This window comes from Castellaniella denitrificans, assembly GCF_042653765.1.
GTDB classification, from domain to species: domain Bacteria; phylum Pseudomonadota; class Gammaproteobacteria; order Burkholderiales; family Burkholderiaceae_B; genus Castellaniella; species Castellaniella denitrificans.
Genome location: NZ_JBHSEZ010000006.1, coordinates 208,716 through 229,130 on the forward strand (window position 1 = coordinate 208,716; position 20,415 = coordinate 229,130).

25 protein-coding genes are annotated in these 20,415 nt (G+C 67.4%); 8 read left to right on the forward strand and 17 right to left on the reverse strand.

All coding sequences use genetic code 11. The features are described 5' to 3' along the window. Positions 1 to 27: 27 nt before the first annotated feature. From rpsD to ACFO27_RS09675, 17 genes are all read right to left on the reverse strand, one after another. On the reverse strand, positions 28 to 651 hold the full coding sequence (gene rpsD, locus ACFO27_RS09595; RefSeq protein ID WP_376817154.1) for a 30S ribosomal protein S4: 624 nt from the start codon (positions 649 to 651) through the stop codon (positions 28 to 30). Positions 652 to 661: 10 nt separating this feature from the next. Beyond that, positions 662 to 1,060, reverse strand: a complete 399-nt coding sequence (rpsK, locus tag ACFO27_RS09600; RefSeq protein WP_269356042.1) for a 30S ribosomal protein S11 — start codon at positions 1,058 to 1,060, stop codon at positions 662 to 664. Between the two features lie 14 nt (positions 1,061 to 1,074). Continuing rightward, on the reverse strand, positions 1,075 to 1,440 hold the full coding sequence (rpsM, locus tag ACFO27_RS09605; RefSeq protein ID WP_043678921.1) for a 30S ribosomal protein S13: 366 nt from the start codon (positions 1,438 to 1,440) through the stop codon (positions 1,075 to 1,077). A gap of 33 nt (positions 1,441 to 1,473) precedes the next feature. Further along, positions 1,474 to 1,587 (reverse strand): 50S ribosomal protein L36, encoded by a 114-nt coding sequence (gene rpmJ, locus ACFO27_RS09610; RefSeq protein WP_003805360.1) that lies wholly within the window; start codon positions 1,585 to 1,587, stop codon positions 1,474 to 1,476. A 32-nt stretch (positions 1,588 to 1,619) separates the two neighbouring features. Next, a complete protein-coding gene (infA, locus tag ACFO27_RS09615) occupies positions 1,620 to 1,838 on the reverse strand; it encodes a translation initiation factor IF-1 (RefSeq protein ID WP_043678924.1) in 219 nt (72 codons plus the stop codon). Between the two features lie 5 nt (positions 1,839 to 1,843). Then, a complete protein-coding gene (gene secY, locus ACFO27_RS09620; protein ID WP_323024037.1) occupies positions 1,844 to 3,169 on the reverse strand; it encodes a preprotein translocase subunit SecY in 1,326 nt (441 codons plus the stop codon). A 9-nt stretch (positions 3,170 to 3,178) separates the two neighbouring features. Further along, positions 3,179 to 3,619, reverse strand: a complete 441-nt coding sequence (gene rplO / locus ACFO27_RS09625) for a 50S ribosomal protein L15 (RefSeq protein WP_376817155.1) — start codon at positions 3,617 to 3,619, stop codon at positions 3,179 to 3,181. Positions 3,620 to 3,629: 10 nt separating this feature from the next. Continuing rightward, positions 3,630 to 3,815, reverse strand: coding sequence for a 50S ribosomal protein L30 (gene rpmD, locus ACFO27_RS09630; RefSeq protein WP_043678932.1), 186 nt, complete (start codon positions 3,813 to 3,815; stop codon positions 3,630 to 3,632). Between the two features lie 3 nt (positions 3,816 to 3,818). Then, the gene (gene rpsE / locus ACFO27_RS09635) at positions 3,819 to 4,340 is read right to left on the reverse strand and encodes a 30S ribosomal protein S5 (RefSeq protein WP_325125219.1); all 522 of its coding nucleotides are present in this window, start codon (positions 4,338 to 4,340) and stop codon (positions 3,819 to 3,821) included. 9 nt (positions 4,341 to 4,349) lie between these two features. Next, entirely contained in the window at positions 4,350 to 4,715 is a 366-nt protein-coding gene (gene rplR, locus ACFO27_RS09640) for a 50S ribosomal protein L18 (protein ID WP_043678937.1), read from the reverse strand. Between the two features lie 21 nt (positions 4,716 to 4,736). After that, entirely contained in the window at positions 4,737 to 5,270 is a 534-nt protein-coding gene (rplF, locus tag ACFO27_RS09645) for a 50S ribosomal protein L6 (RefSeq protein ID WP_376817156.1), read from the reverse strand. Positions 5,271 to 5,280: 10 nt separating this feature from the next. After that, positions 5,281 to 5,676, reverse strand: a complete 396-nt coding sequence (rpsH, locus tag ACFO27_RS09650) for a 30S ribosomal protein S8 (RefSeq protein ID WP_323024033.1) — start codon at positions 5,674 to 5,676, stop codon at positions 5,281 to 5,283. 11 nt (positions 5,677 to 5,687) lie between these two features. Continuing rightward, positions 5,688 to 5,993 carry a 30S ribosomal protein S14 gene (gene rpsN / locus ACFO27_RS09655; protein ID WP_323024032.1) on the reverse strand — a complete coding sequence of 102 codons (306 nt, stop codon included), beginning with the start codon at positions 5,991 to 5,993 and terminating at the stop codon, positions 5,688 to 5,690. A gap of 9 nt (positions 5,994 to 6,002) precedes the next feature. After that, positions 6,003 to 6,542 (reverse strand): 50S ribosomal protein L5, encoded by a 540-nt coding sequence (gene rplE / locus ACFO27_RS09660; RefSeq protein WP_323024031.1) that lies wholly within the window; start codon positions 6,540 to 6,542, stop codon positions 6,003 to 6,005. Between the two features lie 14 nt (positions 6,543 to 6,556). Next, positions 6,557 to 6,877 carry a 50S ribosomal protein L24 gene (gene rplX / locus ACFO27_RS09665; RefSeq protein WP_376817157.1) on the reverse strand — a complete coding sequence of 107 codons (321 nt, stop codon included), beginning with the start codon at positions 6,875 to 6,877 and terminating at the stop codon, positions 6,557 to 6,559. 10 nt (positions 6,878 to 6,887) lie between these two features. Beyond that, positions 6,888 to 7,256: a 50S ribosomal protein L14 gene (gene rplN / locus ACFO27_RS09670; protein ID WP_043678954.1), complete on the reverse strand. Its 369-nt coding sequence runs from the start codon at positions 7,254 to 7,256 to the stop codon at positions 6,888 to 6,890. 299 nt (positions 7,257 to 7,555) lie between these two features. Beyond that, the gene (locus tag ACFO27_RS09675; protein ID WP_376817158.1) at positions 7,556 to 9,451 is read right to left on the reverse strand and encodes an EAL domain-containing protein; all 1,896 of its coding nucleotides are present in this window, start codon (positions 9,449 to 9,451) and stop codon (positions 7,556 to 7,558) included. 175 nt (positions 9,452 to 9,626) lie between these two features. Here ACFO27_RS09675 and ACFO27_RS09680 point away from each other — a divergent pair, with 175 nt between their 5' ends. The 8 genes from ACFO27_RS09680 to ACFO27_RS09715 all read left to right on the forward strand — a co-directional run bounded on the left by ACFO27_RS09680 (position 9,627) and on the right by ACFO27_RS09715 (position 20,406). Next, positions 9,627 to 10,307 (forward strand): TetR/AcrR family transcriptional regulator, encoded by a 681-nt coding sequence (locus ACFO27_RS09680; protein ID WP_376817159.1) that lies wholly within the window; start codon positions 9,627 to 9,629, stop codon positions 10,305 to 10,307. Then, entirely contained in the window at positions 10,304 to 12,649 is a 2,346-nt protein-coding gene (locus ACFO27_RS09685) for an acyl-CoA dehydrogenase (RefSeq protein ID WP_376817160.1), read from the forward strand. Before ACFO27_RS09680 ends, ACFO27_RS09685 begins: the two co-directional genes overlap by 4 nt. Next, entirely contained in the window at positions 12,649 to 13,941 is a 1,293-nt protein-coding gene (locus ACFO27_RS09690) for an acetyl-CoA C-acetyltransferase (RefSeq protein ID WP_376817161.1), read from the forward strand. The genes ACFO27_RS09685 and ACFO27_RS09690 overlap by 1 nt, the downstream gene beginning before the upstream one ends. Position 13,942: 1 nt before the next feature. Continuing rightward, complete coding sequence (locus ACFO27_RS09695) at positions 13,943 to 15,865, forward strand: 3-hydroxyacyl-CoA dehydrogenase NAD-binding domain-containing protein (protein ID WP_376817162.1); 1,923 nt, start codon at positions 13,943 to 13,945, stop codon at positions 15,863 to 15,865. 243 nt (positions 15,866 to 16,108) lie between these two features. Continuing rightward, positions 16,109 to 17,449, forward strand: coding sequence for an OmpP1/FadL family transporter (locus tag ACFO27_RS09700; RefSeq protein WP_376817163.1), 1,341 nt, complete (start codon positions 16,109 to 16,111; stop codon positions 17,447 to 17,449). 22 nt (positions 17,450 to 17,471) lie between these two features. Beyond that, on the forward strand, positions 17,472 to 18,002 hold the full coding sequence (locus ACFO27_RS09705) for a DUF4442 domain-containing protein (protein WP_323024023.1): 531 nt from the start codon (positions 17,472 to 17,474) through the stop codon (positions 18,000 to 18,002). Next, positions 17,999 to 18,673: a chalcone isomerase family protein gene (locus ACFO27_RS09710; protein WP_376817164.1), complete on the forward strand. Its 675-nt coding sequence runs from the start codon at positions 17,999 to 18,001 to the stop codon at positions 18,671 to 18,673. The genes ACFO27_RS09705 and ACFO27_RS09710 overlap by 4 nt, the downstream gene beginning before the upstream one ends. Before the next feature lie 23 nt (positions 18,674 to 18,696). Next, entirely contained in the window at positions 18,697 to 20,406 is a 1,710-nt protein-coding gene (locus ACFO27_RS09715; protein WP_376817165.1) for an AMP-binding protein, read from the forward strand. Positions 20,407 to 20,415 lie beyond the last annotated feature (9 nt).

Genomic DNA, 20,415 nt, shown 5'->3' on the forward strand with positions numbered 1-20,415 from the left:
GCGGCGCATGCCGCCGATCCCGGGGGATCAGCGGGAATACAGTTCCACGACCATGGATTCGTTGACGTCGTGGGCGACGTCGGCGCGATCCGGGGCCTGCTTGAACACGCCCGACAGCTTGCCGGCGTCGACCTCGACCCACTGGGGCAGGCCGTTGCCGGTCGCCAGTTCCAGGGCTTCCTTGATGCGGGACTGGTTCTTCGCCTTTTCGCGCACGGCGACCACGTCGCCGGCCTTGACCAGCATCGAAGCGATGTCGGCGGTGTGGCCGTTCAGTTCGATGGCGCGGTGGTTCACCAGCTGGCGCGCTTCGGCGCGGGTGGAACCGAAGCCCATGCGGTAGACGACGTTGTCCAGGCGCGATTCGAGCAGCTGGATCAGCGTTTCGCCGGTGTTGCCACGGCGGCGCTCGGCTTCGGCGAAGTACTTGCGGAACTGCTTTTCCAGCACGCCGTACATGCGCTTGAGCTTCTGCTTTTCACGCAGCTGCAGGCCGAAATCCGACGTGCGCGAACCCGAGATGCGGCCGTGCTGGCCGGGCTTGGATTCGAGCTTGCACTTGGAGTCCAGCGAACGGCGGGCGCTCTTCAGGAACAGGTCGGTGCCTTCGCGACGCGAAAGCTTGCATTTGGGTCCAGTGTAACGAGCCAAGATGTTCCCCTTAGATACGACGACGCTTGGGCGGACGGCAGCCGTTGTGCGGCACCGGCGTGATGTCCGAAATGCTGGAGATCTTGATCCCCAGAGCATTCAGGGCGCGCACGGAGGATTCGCGGCCGGGGCCGGGGCCCTTGATGCGGACTTCCAGCGTCTTGATGCCGTATTCCTGGGCCACCCGGCCGGCGGATTCGGCGGCCACCTGGGCGGCGAACGGCGTCGACTTGCGCGAACCCTTGAAACCGGCGCCGCCGGAGGTCGCCCACGACAGGGCGTTGCCCTGACGGTCGGTGATGGTGATGATGGTGTTGTTGAAGGACGCGTGGACGTGGGCAATCCCGTCGGACACGTTCTTCTTGACTTTCTTGCGGACGCGCGAGGCGCCGCTCTGAGCTTTCGCCATGTTCTTTCCTCAGGTTATTTCTTCAGGGACGCTGCGGCGCGACGCGGGCCCTTGCGGGTGCGCGCGTTGGTGCGGGTGCGCTGGCCGCGCACCGGCAGACCGCGCTTGTGGCGCATGCCACGGTACGTGCCCAGGTCGATCAGACGCTTGATCGACAGCTGCACTTCGCGGCGCAGGTCGCCTTCGATCGTGTAGCCGTTGATCTGTTCACGGATCTTTTCCAGTTCCTCGTCGGTCAGATCCTTGATCTTCTTCGAGTACTCGATGCCGGTCGCTTCGCAAATCTTGCGGGCGCGGGTGCGGCCGATGCCGAAGATGGCGGTCAGACCGATCTCGGCGTGTTGGTGCGGCGGAATATTGATGCCAGCAATACGGGCCATGACTGTTCCTCGTGAAATCCGTTATGCCCGGCCTTAGCCTTGGCGTTGCTTGTGACGCGGGTCGGTGCAGATGACGCGCACCACGCCGTGACGTTTGATGATTTTGCAGTTGCGGCAGATCCGCTTTACCGATGCCATTACCTTCATGGTGATCTCCTGGTTCTTGACCGGCCGCTACCTTATTTGGAGCGGAAAACAATCCTGGCGCGCGACAGGTCATAGGGCGTGAGCTCCACTGTGACCTTGTCACCCGGAAGGATCCGGATGTAGTGCATACGCATCTTGCCCGAAATGTGGCCCAGCACCATGTGGCCATTTTCCAGCTTGACGCGGAACGTTGCGTTGGGAAGGTTTTCGATGACCTCCCCTTGCATCTGGATGACGTCGTCCTTGGACATGTTGTTCAGCGCATGGGTAAGCCCGCGGCGCCCTTGAAGTTCGCCTTTCGGAGCAACGAGTCGTACTGTTGGGACATCATGTAAGCCTGCGCCTGCGCCATGAAATCCATCGCGACGACGACGATGATCAGCAGGGACGTGCCACCGAAGTAGAAGGGCACGTTCCAGCGCATCTGCATCAGTTCGGGCAGCAGGCAGACCAGCGTGACATAGATCGCGCCCGACAGCGTCAGCCGCATGAGGATCTTGTCGATGTAGCGGGCGGTCTGCTCGCCGGGACGGATCCCGGGCACGAAGGCGCCGCTCTTCTTCAGGTTGTCCGCCGTCTCGCGGCTGTTGAACACCAGCGCCGTGTAGAAGAAGCAGAAGAAGATGATCAGGCCGGAATACAGCGTCACGTACAGCGGCTGCTGCGGCGACAGGGCCGCCGCCAGATCGCCCAGCCAGCGCATGTTCGGGTTGCTGGAGAACCAGCTGGTGACCGTCGCGGGCAGCAGGATGATCGACGAGGCGAAGATCGGCGGGATCACGCCGGACATGTTCAGCTTCAGCGGCAGGTGCGAGGACTGGCCGCCGTAGAGCTTGTTGCCCACCTGGCGCTTGGCGTAGTTCACCGTGATGCGGCGCTGGCCGCGTTCGACGAAGACCACGAAATAGGTCACCGCGACCACCAGGGCCAGGATGAACAGCGCCGACAGGATGGACATCGAGTCCGTGCGCACCAGGTCCAGCATGCCGCCCAGCGCGCCGGGCAGGCCGGCGACGATCCCGGCGAAGATCAGCAGCGAGATGCCGTTGCCCAGGCCGCGCTCGGTGATCTGCTCGCCCAGCCACATGATGAACATGCTGCCGGTGACCAGCGTCACGATCGTGGTGAAGCGGAACAGCAGGCCCGGATCGATGACCAGGCCGGGCTGGGATTCCAGCGCCACCGAGATGCCGATCGCCTGGAAGGTCGCCAGGAACACCGTGCCGTAGCGGGTGTACTGGGTGATCTTGCGCTGGCCGGACTGGCCTTCCTTCTTGATGGCTTCCAGCGAGGGCACGACCACCGCCAGCAGCTGCATGATGATGGACGCCGAGATGTACGGCATGATCCCCAGCGCCAGCACGGAGAAGCGCTCCAGGGCGCCGCCGGAGAACATGTTGAACAGGCCCAGGATGCCGCCCTGGTTCTGCTGGAACAGGTCGGCGAGCGCGTCCGGATTGATACCGGGCACAGGGATGTGGGTCCCCAGGCGATAGACGATCAGGGCGAGCACGAGGAACAGGATACGGCGCTTGAGGTCGCCGTATCCCGCGCTGGGCTTATGTGCCTGAGCTTTGGCCACAGCCGCCCCTTACGCCAGCGATCCGCCGGCCGCTTCGATCGCGGCGCGAGCGCCGGCCGTCGCATTGATTCCGCGCAGCGTGACCTTGCGGGACAGTTCGCCGGTCTTGATGACCTTGACGGTGCGGACCAGATCGCCCACCAGGCCGGCGGCCTTCAGGACCTGCAGGTCGATCTCGTCGACCGGCAGCGCCTGGAGATCCGACAGACGGATTTCGGCGAACAGGTGGCGGCCCATCGGCGTGAAGCCGCGCTTGGGCAGGCGGCGCTGCAGCGGCATCTGGCCGCCTTCGAAACCGACCTTGTGGAAACCGCCCGCGCGGGACTTCTGGCCCTTGTGGCCGCGGCCGGCGGTCTTGCCCAGGCCGGAACCGATGCCTCGGCCCACGCGGCGGCGGGGGCGCTTGGCGCCTTCGGCGGGGGCGAGCGTGTTCAGTTGAGTGACGGACATCTGAATTCCTTTAGGCTTCCGAGACGGTGACCAGATAATCCACCTTGCGGATCATCCCACGCACCTCGGGCGTATCGACCAGGACGCGGCTGCTGTTCACCTTGCCCAGACCCAGGCCGCGCACGGTGGCGCGGTGGGACTTGTGCGTGCCGATGACAGAGCGCACGAGCGTGACTTTGATTTGCTTCTGTGCCATGTCTTACCCCAGGATCTCTTCGACCGTCTTGCCGCGCTTGGCCGCGATTTCCGCGGGCGTGGAGCAGGCGCGCAGGCCGTTGAGGGTCGCACGGACCATGTTGTACGGGTTGCTCGAACCGAGGCTCTTGGCCACGACGTTGCGCACGCCCATGACTTCGAAGATCGCGCGCATCGGGCCGCCGGCGATCACGCCGGTCCCTTCGGCGGCGGGCGAGATCAGCACCGTCGAGGCGCCGTGCTTGCCGACCACAGTGTGATGCAGCGTGCCGTTCTTCAGGGCCACCTTGAGCAGGCCGCGGCGGGCCTGTTCCATGGCCTTCTGGACGGCGACCGGCACTTCGCGGGCCTTGCCCTTGCCCATGCCAATGCGGCCGTCGCCGTCGCCGACCACGGTCAGCGCGGCGAAGCTCATGGTGCGGCCGCCCTTGACGACCTTGCTGACGCGGTTGACCGCGATCATCTTTTCACGCATGCCATCGTCGCGCTCTTGCTCCGGGGCGTGCTTGCCTTGTGCTTTAGCCATGTGATTCCCTTAGAACTTCAAGCCGGCTTCACGCGCGGCTTCGGCCAGCGCCTTGACGCGGCCATGGTAACGGAAGCCCGAACGGTCGAAGGCGACGAGTTCGATGCCGGCAGCCTTGGCTTTCTCGGCCACGCGCTTGCCGACCAGGCTGGCGGCGGCGGCGTTGCCCCCGTTGGCCTTCTGGCTGGCGAGTTCCTTGCGGACCTCGGGCTCGAGCGTCGAGGCGCTGACGAGCACGCGGTCGCCTTCCGGCGAAATGATGTTGGCGTAGATGTGCAGATTCGTGCGATGCACCGCCAGGCGATGCACACGCAGTTCGTGAATCTTGCGGCGGGTGGCCGCGGCACGACGCAAACGGGAAGTTTTCTTGTCCATGATTCGTCCTTGCCTGCGTGCTTACTTCTTCTTGGTTTCTTTCAGGATCACGCGTTCATCCGCATAGCGCACGCCCTTGCCCTTGTAGGGTTCGGGTTCGCGGTAGGCGCGGATTTCGGCGGCGACCTGGCCGACGACCTGCTTGTCGGAGCCCTTGACCACGATTTCGGTCTGGCTGGGGCACTCGATCTTGATCCCTTGGGGGATGTCGTGCAGGATGTCGTGCGAGAAGCCCAGCTGCAGCTTCAGGGCATTGCCCTGGAGTTGCGCGCGGAAGCCCACGCCGACCAGGGTCAGGCGGCGTTCGAAGCCGGTGCTGACGCCCGTGACCATGTTGTTCACCAGCGCGCGCACGGTGCCCGACATGGCATTGGCCTGGCGGGAATCGTTGGCGACGGCGAAGGTGAGCTGGCCGTCTTCCTGGGAAACCCGGACGTTGCCGTCCAGGGCCTGGGTCAGGGTGCCCAGCGGGCCCTTGACGACGATCTGCCCGGCGCTGATGGTGGCTTCGACGCCTTTCGGCAGCGCGACGGGGTATTTGGCGATACGCGACATGTTGAGCTCCTTATGCCACGTAGCAGAGCACTTCGCCGCCGACGCCGTTGGCGCGGGCCTTGCGGTCCGTCATGACGCCACGGGGGGTCGAGACGATCGCCACGCCCAGGCCGTTCATGACCTGGGGAATGGCGGTGCTGCTCTTGTAGATGCGCAGGCCGGGACGCGAGACGCGGTCGATGCGCTCGATCACCGGGCGGCCGGCATAGTATTTCAGGGTGATTTCCAGCACCGGCTTGGCTTGTTCGCCGCCGATACGGAAATCCTCGATGTAGCCTTCGTCCTTCAGCACGGCGGCAATGGCCGCCTTCAGCTTGGAGGAGGGCATGGAAACCGACGTCTTGTTGACCATCTGCGCGTTGCGCACGCGGGTCAGCATATCGGCGATGGGATCGCTCATGCTCATGTGTGATTCTCCTACCAGCTGGCCTTGGTCATGCCAGGCACTTCGCCGCGCATGGTCATTTCACGCAGTTTGTGGCGGGTCAGCCCGAACTTGCTGAACACGCCGCGGGGGCGGCCCGTCACCACGCAGCGGTTGCGCTGGCGGGTGGGGTTGGCATTGCGCGGCAGCTGTTGCAGCGCCAGGCGAGCCTGATAGCGTTCTTCGTCGGTTTTCGACTGGTCGGCGATGATCGCCTTCAGCGCGGCGCGCTTGGCGGCGAACTTCTCGGCCAGCTTGGCGCGCTTGATGTCGCGATTGATGAGGGAAAGTTTTGCCACGTCAGCCCCTTAGTTGCGGAAGGGGAAGCTGAATGCGCTCAACAGCGCCTTGGCTTCCTCGTCGGTCTTTGCGGTGGTGGTGATGCTGATGTTCATCCCGCGCACGGCATCGATCTTGTCGTACTCGATTTCCGGGAAGATGATCTGTTCTTTCACACCGATGTTGTAATTGCCGCGACCATCGAAGGCGCGACCCGACACGCCGCGGAAGTCGCGCACGCGGGGCAGGGCGATCGAGATCAGGCGATCCAGGAATTCGTACATGCGCTGGCCGCGCAGGGTGACCATGCAGCCGATCGGGTAGTCCTCGCGGATCTTGAAGCCGGCGATGGCCTTGCGGGTCTTGGTGACCACGGGCTTCTGGCCGGCGATCTTGGTCATGTCGCCCACGGCGTTCTCGATGACCTTCTTGTCGGCGACGGCTTCGGACACGCCCATGTTCAGGGTGATCTTGGTGATGCGGGGAACCTGCATCACCGACTGGTAGCCGAATTTCGCCTGCAGGTCGGCAGCGACCTTGGAGCGGTAGAAATCTTGTAAACGAGCCATTTTGTGCGCGCCCCTTATGCCTTCGCGCCAACGACGGCGCCGTTGGAGCGGAAAATGCGAACCTTGGCGCCGTCCACGACCTTGACGCCGACGCGGTCGCCCTTGCCGGTTTCGGGGTTGTAGATCGCCACGTTCGAGATGTGGATGGGCAGGGTCTTGTCGACGATGCCGCCGGGCGTGCCCGCCATGGGATTGCCCTTGGCGTGCTTCTTCACGACGTTGATGCCTTCGACCAGCACGTGGTCGGCGTCGACGCGGGCCACCACGGTGCCCCGGCGGCTGCGGTCGCGGCCGGACAGCACGATGACTTCGTCGCCTTTGCGAATGTTTTGCATGATCGGCTCCTTACAGCACTTCGGGCGCCAGGGACACGATCTTCATGAACTTCTCGGTGCGCAGTTCGCGCGTGACCGGTCCGAAGATGCGCGTGCCGATGGGCTCGAGCTTGGCGTTGAGCAACACGGCCGCATTGCCGCCGAAGCGGATCAGCGAGCCGTCCTTGCGGCGGACGCCCTTGGCGGTACGCACCACCACGGCGTTGTAGATTTCGCCCTTCTTGACGCGCCCGCGGGGGGCCGCTTCCTTGACGGACACCTTGATGACGTCGCCGATGGCGGCATAACGGCGCTTGGAGCCGCCCAACACCTTGATGCACATCACAGAACGCGCACCCGTGTTGTCGGCCACGTCCAGCGTGGTCTGCATTTGGATCATGATTTTTCCTGTTCCAACTTAACAACGAAGCCCAGGGCATGAATCCCCGGCCACGCAGCCAGTTTTGGTCCCGTCAGGCATACTTGACAGCCGCTTGGGTTCGCCAATTGGGTTGGCCAAGTACGCCCTGGGTTGAAATTCGATAACTTCCATTGCCCCAAGCCAGGATCCGGCCGCAAACCACATATAGCCACGCGCAAAGCATGGCCTATGGCAAACCGCACCCTATAGGGCAAGACGGCCATTATAGGATGCCGATGGGGGCTTTGCAAGCCCTTTCCACAAAAAACAGACAAGCGTCACGCGGCGCGCGGCAGGGCGCCGTACTCCATCACCATCCGGCGCGTGCCCGGATCCTCCGCGTCGTCCACGTAGACGCGCATGCCCATGCCGATCGCGGTCTCGGTGACGGCCACCATCATCTGCACGCCGCCCGGGCTGGCCAGCAGTTCGCGCACGAAATTTCCGCCCAGCTTCACATAGGCGAAATCGACCTCGTGGATCTGGCGCAGGGCGTCTGGCTGCTGGTCCAGGCCGCGCAGCCCGACGTGCATGCCGGCCTCGATGACGCCCCGTGCGAAGGCCCGGAAGGCTTCCAGGTGGCGGCTCAGTCCGTAGGCGTCCAGTTCCACCACCAGGCGGTGCAGCAGTTCGGGATCGGCGTTGCCGCAGATCTGGCGGATCTCGTCCAGGTACTGCGTGTCCAGGATCGAGGCGATCGACATGCGGATGACCAGGACGCCGTCGTGCTCGCCCAGCCAGTTCAGCGCCAGGCACAGCGCGCGCATGTCGCAGGCCGGGGACAGGCCCAGGCGCGCGGCGGCCGGCATGAACAGGAAGCCGGACATGAGCGGCTGGTCGGGGTCGTCCTCCTGCAGGGCCAGCGCGGCCTCGTAGCGATCGGCGATGTCGTCGCCCTCGTACCGGACGCGGCGCACGTCCAGCGACAGGCGGTCGTGGTCCAGCGCCTGGGAGATCAGGGTGCGCCAGGACGCCTCGCCCATGAGCAGCTCGCCGTCCTCGTGGTCGGCGTAGGACAGGAATTCGATTTCCTCGTGGCCGGCGCTCTCGGCGCACATCAGGGCCTGGTCCAGACGCGTCAGGACTTCCTTGGGAGTGCACTGCACGGTGTAGTCCGTCAGGGCGTAGGCCCAGCGCGACAGGTTGTGGCTGTCGAGCTTGACCCGCAGGGTCTCGAGCAGCTCGCGCAGTCTCTGCACCGGGCGCATGACCTCGGGGCCGCCGCCCACGGGAAACAGCACCACGAAGTCGCTGCCGGTCAGCCGGGCGGGCAGCGCCCGCGCCTGCGGGGTCTCGTTCAGCAGCTCGATGATGCGCCGCCCCAGCAGCCGCAGCCAGTCGTCCAGTTCCTGGCGTTCGGTCTGGTTCTGCAGGCGCGCCATGTCGCGGCTGCGCACCAGCAGCACGTAGCCGCTGACCGCGCCCTGGCGGGAATCGTCGCGCAGCATGCGCTTGAGCTCGTTGAGGAAATAGCTGCGGTTGGCCAGGCCGGTCACCGGATCGCGGTTGAGCTCGATCTCCAGCCGCTCGATGCGCGCCATCTGCTCGTCCATGGTGGGCGCGACGCGTTCGCGGACGTCGTCCATGAGCTCGGCGTCCTCGACCGGCTCGGTGCGCTTGATCTTGATTTCGGGCGCTTCCACCGCCGCGGCGGACAGCTCGCGCCGCACCCGGGCCGACAGCGCGATGACGAACAAGGCCCAGAAAGCCGCCAGCCCCAGGGCCAGCCAGGTCCATTGCAGCACGTGCGTCCAGAGCGCGTCGCGCGCGGGCCCCGGATCCAGGGTCAGTCGCAGCGAACCGGCGCCAGCCACCTGCCGGGAAGCCGGGTGGGGCTGGATGTCGGCCAGGGCGTCGAACCAGTCCGGCGCATCCCCGGCGGACCGCCCCGGGCGGCGGGACTGGAAGACGGGGGCCGCCGGATCATCGGGCGTGAAGCCCAGGTCGGCGAAGCGCCCCTGCTGGAAGGCCGCGTCCAGCACCCGCGCGCGGGCGGCGGCGTCGGGCTGGGCGCCGACCAGCAGGGCCAGCGTGGCGGCGGCGTTTTCGCCGTCGGTCTGCAACTGGGCGTCGAGCCGGCGCTCCATCAGGCTGGTGCCCATCGCCAGCATGCCGGCGAGGATGCAGGCGATGACCAGGGACGAAATCACCAGCAGCTGTCGCACGGAAGCCATCGCGCACCCTTTAGGAACTTATGGAAACGAATCCTTGAAAGTGTATCCTGGACGCGGCATTTCCCCAAGAAACAATCACCGGCGCACATCTGCTTCCCAGTGTTCTAAGGGGTAACACGGATACCCAATCCAGGCAGCTTGTGTATAGTTTTAAAACAAACGTTTGAATTAATCCATGGCCACCTCCCGCTCCACCCTCACCCGCGATGCCATCCTCGATGCCGCCGAACGCCTGTTCGCCGAGCACGGGCACGACAACACGTCCATGCGCCAGATCACGCAGGCGGCGGGGGTGAACCTGTCCGCCGTGAACTACCACTTCGGCTCCAAGGACGCCCTGGTCGAAGCCGTGTTCCAGCGCCGCCTGGACGCGCTGAACGACGAACGCCTGCGCATCCTGGACGACCTCGAGGCCAAGGCCGGCGGCCAGCCCCTCAAGCCTTCCGCCATCGTCGAGGCCTACTTCGGCCCCCTGGTGCGCCACGCCTGCAGCGCTGGCGCCGAACGGCGCGCCTTCATGCCGCTGCAGTCCAGCACCATGTCCGACCCGAACGGCGCCATCAGCGCCCTGTTCGCCGCCGAACGCTCGGCGGTCGCGCACCGCTTCACCCGCGCGCTGCTGGCCTCGCTGCCGGGCGTGCCGGAAGCCGAGATCGTCTGGCGCTTCCACTTCATGCTGGGCGCCACGGCCTACGCCATCATGGGCGCCGAAAGCTCCAGCCGGGCCATGAACCTGCCCGGCGACACCAGCAACATCGACGCCCAGGCCCTGCTCGGCCGCCTGATGGCCTTCCTGCTGGGCGGCCTGCGCGCCCCGCTGTCGACCGGCGCGCCACTACCGGGAGCCCCCTCATGACGTTCCTGCTGATCATTCTCGTCCTGCTGCTGGGGGCCGCCGTCTTCGTGCTGTCCAGCCGCGATCTGCGCATCCGGCACCTCAGCCGCCCCCTGTATCGGACCTTCCGCCGCATCCTGCCGCGCATGTCGGACACCGAACGCGAGGCCCTGGAAGCGGGCACCGTCTGGTGGGAAGGCGAACTCTTCCGCGGCCGCCCCAGCGCGCGCGCCCTGCATGCCATCCCCGCCCCGCGCCTGACCGATGCCGAACAGGACTTCCTCGACAATGAGGTCGAGACCGTCTGCGCGATGGTGAACGACTGGCAGGTCACCCGGCGGGATCTGGACATCCCCGCCGACGCCTGGGAATACATCAAGACCCACCGATTCTTCGGCATGATCATCCCGAAGGAATACGGCGGACTGGGCTTCTCGGCGCTGGCGCATTCCGCCGTGGTCGCCAAGCTGTCCACGCGCTGCTCCGCACTGTCGGTCACCGTCATGGTGCCCAATTCCCTGGGGCCGGCCGAACTGCTGCTGCACTACGGCACCGACGAACAGAAGAACCACTACCTGCCGCGCCTGGCACGCGGCGAGGACATCCCGGCCTTCGCCCTGACCAGCCCCTGGGCCGGCTCGGACGCCGCCGCCATCCCCGACCACGGCATCGTGTGCACCGGCGAATGGCAGGGCCGCGAAGTCCTGGGCATGCGCGTCACCTGGGACAAGCGCTACATCACGCTGGGCCCCGTCTGCACCCTCCTGGGCCTGGCCTTCCGCCTGTACGACCCCGACGGCCTGCTGGGCGACACGCCCGACCTGGGGATCACCTGCGCCCTGGTGCCGTCCGACCACCCCGGCGTGGAAACCGGCCGCCGCCATTTCCCGCTGGACGCCATGTTCATGAACGGCCCCACGCGCGGGCGGGACGTGTTCATGCCGCTGGACTTCATCATCGGCGGGCCGGCCATGGCCGGCCAGGGCTGGCGCATGCTGATGGAATGCCTGGCGGCGGGGCGCTCGATCTCGCTGCCCTCGTCCTATACCGGCATGGCCAAGCTCACCGCGCGCGCCGTGGGCGCCTACACCGTCGTGCGCGACCAGTTCCGCACCCGCATCCACAAGTTCGAGGGCATCGCCGAGGCCCTGGCGCGCATCGGCGGCCACACCTACCTGATGGACGCGGCCCGCGTCATGACGGCCGGCGCCGTGGACCTGGGCGAAAAGCCCGCCGTGGTCTCGGCCATCGTCAAATACCACGTCACCGAACGCGGCCGCATCGTGGTCAACGACGGCATGGACGTCATCGGCGGCAAGGGCATCTGCCTGGGACCGCAGAACTTCCTGGGCCGCGCCTACCAGCAGATCCCGGTGGGCATCACGGTCGAGGGCGCCAACATCCTCACGCGCAGCCTGATCATCTTCGGCCAAGGGGCGATCCGCTGCCATCCCTACGTGCTGGACGAGATGCGCGCCGCCCAGGCCGCCGATCCCGAACAGGGGCTGCCGGACTTCGACCGCGCCTTCTGGGGCCACGCGCGCCACACCGCGGCCAATGCGCTGCGCGCCGTCGGCCACGGCTTCACGAACGCCCTGCTGGCCCGCCCCGACACCGCCGTGGCCCCGGAAATGGCCCGCTACTACCAGCAGCTGACGCGCTTCTCGGCGGCCTTCGCCACCCTGGCCGACGTCTCCATGCTGACACTGGGCGGCTCGCTGAAGCGGCGCGAATCGATCTCCGCCCGCCTGGGCGACATCCTGTCGCAGCTCTACCTGATCTCCGCCACGCTGAAGCGCTACCAGGACGAAGGCCGCCAGGCCGCCGACGCGCCGCTGGCGCATTGGGCGATCCAGGACGCGTTCTGCCGCGCCCAGGACGCCTTCGCCGGCGTGCTGGCCAACTTCCCCAACCGCCCCCTGGCCTGGGCCTTGCGCGCACTGCTGTTCCCCTGGGGCCGGCCGTTCGCCGCGCCGTCCGACCGGCTCTCCGCGGCCGTGGCCGACGCGATCAGCCAGCCCGGCGGCGCGCGCGACCGCCTGACGCAGGGCACTTACGTTCCCCGGGATCCGGACGAACCCGTCGGCGCCATCGAGGCCGCCTTCGCCGCCGTGCTGGAGACGCAGGCCATCGAGACCCGCATGCGCGAATTCGAAAAGGCCGGCCGGGTACCGGCCGCCGACCCGCGCGCCAACGTGCGCGACATGGCCGAGGCCATCCACGCGGCCGGCGGCATCACCGACGACGAGCTGGACCGCATCCGCGCGCGCAACGCGCTGCGCGACCGCGTGATCGCCGTGGACGACTTCGCCCCGGACTTCCAGGGCCCGTCCCGGACCGAATCCGAAGGAGCCCGCCCCTGATGGCCTTCGAACCCGTCTACATCATCGACGGGGCGCGCAGCCCCTTCCTCAAGGCCCGCAACGCGCCGGGCCCGTTCTCCGCGTCCGACCTGGCCGTGCAGACGGGCCGCGAACTGCTGCTGCGCCAGCCCTTCGCACCCACGGAACTGGACGAGGTCGTGATCGGCTGCGCCGCGCCCTCGGCCGACGAAACCAACATCGGCCGGGTGATCGCCCTGCGCCTGGGCTGCGGCGACCGCGTGCCCGGCTGGACGGTGATGCGCAACTGCGCCTCCGGCATGCAGGCGCTGGATTCCGCCGCCATGGGCCTGCAGACCGGCCGCCATGACCTGGTCCTGGCTGGCGGCGTGGACGCGCTGTCGCGCGCGCCGCTGCTGTTCCCCGACGAGATGGTCCATTGGCTGGCCCAGTGGAACCAGGCCCGCACCCTGGCGCAGCGCCTGCCGCTGCTGCGGCGCTTCCGCCCCTCGTATTTCAAGCCGGTGATCGGCCTGCTGAAGGGCCTGAGCGATCCGGTGATCGGCCTGTCCATGGGCCAGACCGCCGAGAACCTGGTCCACCGCTTCGGCCTGACGCGCGAACAGCTCGACGCCTACGCGGCCCAGAGCCACGCCCGCGCCCTGGCCGCGCGCGCCCGTGGGGCCTTCGGCGAGATCGTGCCCCTGGTCGACGCCAAAGGCACGCTGTACGAGGACGACGACGGCGTACGCGCGGACTCCACGCCGGAAAAGCTCGCCCGGCTCAAGCCCGTCTTCGACAAGCCCTACGGCAACATCACCGCGGGCAACAGTTCCCAGGTCACCGACGGCGCGGCGCTCCTGCTGCTGGCCTCGGAACGCGCCGTGCGCGAGCGCGGCCTGCGGCCCGTCGCCCGCATCGTCGACGCCCAGTGGGCCGCCCTGGACCCCGCCGTCATGGGCCTGGGGCCCGTGCACGCGGCCTCGGCCATCCTGGCGCGCCACGCCCTGGGGCTGAACGACCTGGACTTGTGGGAAATCAATGAAGCCTTCGCCGCCCAGGTGCTAGGCTGTCTCGCCGCCTGGCGCGACGAATCGTGGTGCCGGGAACATCTGGGGCGCGGCGCGCTGGGAGACCTGGACATGGACCGGCTGAACGTGGACGGCGGCGCCATCGCGCAGGGCCATCCGGTGGGCGCGTCGGGTGCGCGCATCGTGCTGCACCTGGTGCGCGCCCTGCAGGCCCGGGGCCTGCGCCGGGGCATGGCCGCCATCTGCATCGGCGGCGGCCAGGGCGGCGCCATGCTGGTCGAACTCTGCGGGCAGGAGGGCTGACATGAACTTCGAATCCCTGGGCCTGCGTCATTTCCACTGCGCGACGGACCCGCAGGGCATCGCCTGGCTGACCATCGACTGCGCCGGCAGCGCCGTCAACCGCCTGTCGGGCGACGTGCTGGCGGAACTGAACCGCGTCCTGGACCATTTCCAGGCCGCTCCGCCCGCCGCGCTGGTGATCCGCTCGGGCAAGGCCGCCGGCTTCGTCGCGGGCGCCGACATCGACGAATTCTCCCAGCTGAACGACGCCGCCACGGCGCGCGCCTTCATCGAGCGCGGCTGGACGGCCTTCAACCGCCTGGCGGCGGTGTCCTGGCCGACCCTGGCCCTGATCCAGGGCCACTGCATGGGCGGCGGCCTGGAACTGGCCCTGGCCTGCCGCTACCGGATCGTCGTGGACCGGCCCGACACGCGCCTGTCCCTGCCCGAGGTCATGCTGGGCATCTTTCCCGGCTGGGGCGGCATGCTGCGCCTGCCCCGGCGCGTGGGCGCTCCCCTGGCCCTGGACATGATGCTGACGGGCCGCGCGCTGGACGCGCGCCGCGCCGCGTCGGCCGGGCTGGCCGACCTGTGCGTGCCGCCCCGCCTGGCGGAACAGTCCGCCGCGCGCCACGTCCTGTCCGGCCAGCCGGTGCGCGGCCCGAAGGGCAAGGACGCCTGGCTCAGCCACCCGATCCTGCGGCCGCTGCTGCTGCGCCAGGCCCGCAAGACCCTGGAAAAACGCGATCCGCAGGGCCACTACCCGGCCCCGCGCGCCATCCTGGAAATCTGGGCGCATCACGACGGCGACGCGCTGGCCGCGCCCGGGCTGATCGACGCCATCGTCCGGTCCGACACCGCCCGCAACCTGCTGCGCGTGTTCCGCATGCAGGAGCGCCTGAAATCCTTCGGCAAGGCCGGGGGCCGGGCTCCCGCGCGGCACGTCCACGTGGTGGGCGCGGGCGTGATGGGCGGCGACATCGCGGCCTGGTGCGCGCTCAAGGGCCTGACCGTCACCCTGCAGGACACGGACCGCGCGCGCATCGCCCAGGCCATCGGCCGCGCCCACGCGCTGTATGCCCGCAAGATCCGGCCCGCCCGCGAGGCGCGGCTGGCGGCCGACCGCCTGATCCCGGACCCGGACGGCCAGGGCGTCGCCCGCGCCGACCTGGTGATCGAGGCCATCAGCGAGAACCTGGACGCCAAGCGCGGCCTGTACGCCGCCATCGAGCCGCGCCTGAAGGACGGCGCGCTGCTGGCGACCAACACCTCCAGCCTGTCGCTGCAGGACCTGGGCCGGGACCTGGCGCGGCCGGAACGCCTGGTGGGGATCCATTTCTTCAATCCCGTCGCCAAGATGCCCCTGGTCGAGGTCGTGGCCGCGGAAGGCACCGATCCGGACGCCCAGGCCGCCGCCTGCGCCTTCGTCGGCCGGATCGGCAAGCTGCCCCTGCCGGTGAAGAGCGTGCCCGGCTTCCTGGTCAACGCCGTGCTGGCGCCCTACATGCTGGAAGCCATGCGCTGCGTGGACGAGGGCCTGCGCCCCGAAACCATCGACGCCGCGATGAAGGCCTACGGCATGCCCATGGGGCCGATCGAACTCGTCGACACCGTGGGCCTGGACATCGCCCGCGACGCCGGCGCGCAACTGACGGGCCAGGCCGCGCCGCCCGCCTGCCTGGCGCGCCACCTGGACCGCAACGAACTGGGCCGCAAGTCGGGCCAGGGCTTCTACCGCTGGCGCGAGGGCAAGCCCGTCCGCGCCGAGGCCGGTACGGCCCCGGCCGGGCTGGCGCGCCGCCTGCTGCAACCCTTGATCGATGCCACCCGCCGCCAGCTGGCGGCCGGCGTCGTCGCCGATTCCGAACTCGCCAACGCGGGCGTGATCTTCGGAACGGGCTACGCACCTTATACGGGGGGACCCATGACACTCGACGACGATTGATTCCGCCCTGACGCCGGCCTGATTCCGGCGCCCCGCTGACTCGGACGACGCTGCGCGGATGCGCGGCGCAGGGAGGTCTTTGCCCAATTCATTCAGAAGGCCGCAGGCATCCGCCGCGCAGCCAGGGGACATGCGTCCCTGGATTTTAACCCTAAGCCCGACGTGGTTGATCGGGCAGTACCCAATCGCAGGAAAGCCTGCACACGAAGACGACTTTTCATCCATAAATCCGGAGGTGACACGATGAAAACGCAACACACGCTCAAGACCCTGTCGGCCCTGATCCTGGGCCTGGGCGCCATGGGCGTCGCCCACGGTTCGGGCTTCCAGCTGCTGGAGCAGAACGGCAGCGGCCTGGGCAGCGCCTATGCCGGCTCCGCCGCCATCGGCGAAAACGCCAGCGCAAACTATTTCAATCCCGCCAGCATCACCCTGCTGCCGGGCATGAACGTCAGCGCGGGCGCGGTGGCGATCAAGCCGAGCTTCAAGTTCTCGAACGACGGCAGCACCAGCCCATTGGGGACGGCAGCCACGGGCGGCAACGGCGGCGACGCCGGCTCCTGGGCCGCCGTGCCCAACGCCCACTTCACCTGGGAGGTCAACCCGCGCGTCTGGCTGGGTCTGAGCGTGGGCGCGCCCTTCGGCCTGATGACCGACTACGAGGAAGGCTGGGCCGGCCGCTACCACTCGGAAAAATTCTCCATCGAGAGCATCAACGTCAACCCGTCCATCGCCTTCAAGGCCACAGACACGCTGTCCTTCGGCGTGGGCGTGAACTGGATACAACTGGATGCGGACTATCGCAAGGCGGTCCCCGGAGTCATGCCGGCCGGTGGCCCCGGTGTCCCCGGCTACTACGGCGACCTGAGCACCAAGGTCACGGCGAAAGGCGATGCCTGGGGCTGGAACGCCGGTATCCTGTGGCAGGCCACGCCGGACACGCGCTTCGGCCTGTCCTACCGGTCCAAGGTCAAGATCGATGCGGACGGCACCACGAAGATCTCAAACCGGGACATTAATCCTAGTGCGGGTTTCGGAACGGGTGCTGGAATCGTCAACGCACTCAGTGGATCGTTCAACGCAGAAACATCTGTTGAGCTGCCCGACACCGCCATCTTCAGCGTGGTGCACCAGTTGAACGACCGCTGGACTCTGCTGGGCGACGTATCCTGGACAGGCTGGAGCAGCATTCCTCGGCTGACAATCAACACGGCGCATCCCAATCCGGCGGCACAGACAAGCAGCCTCGACCTGCGCTTCAAGGACTCCTGGCGCGTCGCCCTGGGCGCGCACTACCGCTACAGCGACGCCTGGACCTTCAAGGGCGGCGTGGCCTGGGACCAGTCGCCGGTGCGCGACGACGCCTATCGGCCGTCCGCCCTGCCGGACAACGACCGCTACTGGCTGTCCCTGGGCGCGCAGTACAACTTCAGCAAGAACACCAGCATCGACGTCGGCTACACCCACCTGTTCGTGAAGAGCACCTCGGTCAACAACGCTTCCTCCAAGGAAGCCGGCGTGCTGAAGGGCGACTACGACAGCAGCGGCGATCTGATCGGCGTGCAGTTCTCGCACCGCTTCTGAGCGTAGCGACCGTGAGCCTGGCATGAAGTTGTCGCAGTTGAAACGCCTGCCGCCCCGGTGGCGGGCGCGTGCCATGCGCACGGGCTTCAATCTCCACCCGGCCTTCCGTTCGACGGGAGGCCGGGTGGAATACGTGTCCCACGACCTGCTGCACGTGCGCGTGCGCCTGGCGCTGACGCGCCGCACCCGCAACATCGTGGGCTCGATCTTCGGCGGCTCGCTGTTCGCCGTGACCGACGGCGTGCACGTGGGCATGCTGATGGCCCGCCTCGACCGGGACGCCATCATCTGGGACAAGGCCGCCGAGATCCGCTACCGCAAGCCCGCATTCCGCACGCTGTACGCGGACTTCATCCTGACCGAGGCCGAACTGCGGGGCATCCGCGAGGAACTGGACCGCGACCACGAGGCCGAGCGGGTCTATCAGGTGGACCTGAAGGACGCCGACGGCACGGTGCACACGGAAGTCCGGCGCACCATCTACCTGGCCGACAAGGCCTATTACAAACAACGCAAGCCGCGCCCCGGCGCGGCGGGAGACGCATCATCATGACCCATCCGAACACATCGCCCGATTCCGCGTGGCCCTCCCGCACGGCGGCCCGGCCGGCGCGCGCCGGCCTGCTGCGCGGCGCACTGGCCCCCTTGGGCGCCGCGCTGGCCCTGGCCGCCGCCGGCCTGTGCGCGGCCCCGCCCGCCCTGGCCCTGACCGTGGCCAACGTGGACGTGCCGGAGCAGCAGTCGGTCGCGGGCAGCGACCTGGTGCTGAACGGCGCCGGGCTGCGCCAGCGCTTCGTCTTCCACGTCTACGTCGCCGCCCTGTACCGGCCGCAGCCGACGAAGGACGCCGAGGCGATCCTGAACAGCCCCGAGCCCCAGATGCTGCGCCTGACCCTGCTGCGCGACATCAACAGCAAGGCGCTGACCGACGCGCTGAACGACGGCCTGAAGGCCAACTGCACCGAGGCCGAGCTGAAGGACATGGCCGACACCATCGCCCACTTCGAGGCCTTCATGAAGACCGGCGGCGAGGGCGCCTCGGGCGACCGGGTGGACATCGTTTTCAATCAGGGGACAGTCTCGGTATCATTCAAGGGCAAGGCTCTGGGGGAGGTCAAGGATCCCCGTTTCGCCACCGCGCTCCTGAAGGTCTGGCTGGGCGCCCACCCGGCCCAGGAATCCCTGAAAGCGGCCCTGCTGGGCCAGGAATCCAAAAGCAACTGATCTGACATAAAAGGAACCGCATCATGGAACGCATCTGGCTGGAACACTACCCCGAAGGAGTGCCGGCTGACATCACCGACCAGGCCGCCGCCTTCGACTCGCTGGCCGACCTGTTCGAACAAAGCTGCGGGCGGTATGCCGGCAACACGGCCTACGTCAGCATGGGTGCGTCCATGACTTACGCGCAGACGCTGGACAAGGCCCGGGCCTTCGCGGCCTGGCTGCAGGCCCAGGGGGTGGCCAAGGGCGACCGCGTCGCGCTGATGATGCCCAACCTGCTGCAATACCCGATCTGCCTGTTCGGCACGCTGATGGCGGGCGCGGTGGTGGTCAACACCAATCCCCTCTACACGCCGCACGAACTGCACCACCAGCTGAGCGACTCCGGCGCGTCCACGGTGGTGGTGGCGGAAAACTTCGCCCACACCCTGCAGCAGGCGATGGCCGGCACCCAGGTGAAGCGCGTGGTCGTGACTTCGCTGGGCGAGCTGCTGAACTTTCCCAAGGGCCTGATCACCGACCTGGTGGTCCGCCACGTCAAGAAAATGGTGCCCGCCTGGAACATCCCGGGCGCCCTGCGCCTGCGCGACGCGCTGGCCGAAGGCGCCCGCGCGCCCTATCATCGCCCCGCGCTGACGCACGCCGACCTCGCGGCGCTGCAGTACACGGGCGGCACCACGGGCGTGGCCAAGGGCGCCATGCTGAGCCATGGCAACCTGGTGTCCAACGTCTGCCAGGCCTACGCCTGGGTGCGGCCCTACTGCCAGGGCGACCGCGAATGCATCGTGACGGCGCTCCCGCTCTACCACATCTTCGCCCTGACGGCGAACTGCCTGACCTTCATGCGCCTGGGCGCCAGCAACCTGCTGATCGTCAATCCGCGCGACATTCCGGGCTTCGTCAAGGAACTGGGCAAGGCCCGGTTCACCGCCCTGACGGGGGTGAACACGCTGTTCAACGCCCTGCTGAACCATCCCGATTTCGGCAAGCTGGACTTCAGCGGCCTGAACATCACGCTGGGCGGCGGCATGGCCGTCCAGGAAGCCATCGCGGAGCGCTGGCTGAAGACCACCGGCAAGCCCATCGCCCAGGCCTACGGGCTGACGGAAACCTCGCCCGCCGTGACCATCAATCCGCTCGACAAGATCGATTTCAACGGTTCGATCGGCCTGCCGGTGCCGTCCACGGACGTCGCCGTGCGCAACGACAACCGCACCATGGCGATCGGCGAGTCGGGCGAGATCTGCGTCAAGGGTCCGCAGGTCACGTCCGGCTACTGGAACCGCCCCGAGGAGACCGCCAAGGTCTTCGACGCGGACGGCTGGCTGCTGACCGGCGACGTCGGCTACATGAACGACAAGGGCTACGTGTTCCTGCTGGACCGCAAGAAGGACATGATCCTGGTGTCGGGCTTCAACGTGTATCCGAACGAGGTCGAGGCCGCCGCCATCGAGCATCCCGGCATCCTGGAGGCCGCCGCCATCGGCGTGCCCAACGGCGCCGCCGGCGAGGTGGTCAAGCTCTACGTGATCCGCAAGGACCCGAACCTGACCGAGGCCGACGTGATCGCCCATTGCCGCAAGCTGCTGACGGGCTACAAGGTGCCGAAGTTCGTGGAATTCCGCGAGGACCTGCCGCGCAGCAACGTGGGCAAGATCCTGCGCAAGGAACTGCGCAACGAAGACGTCGGCCAGAAAACGACCCACGAAATGACCGCGGCCCCGAAGGCCTGATATTCCGCG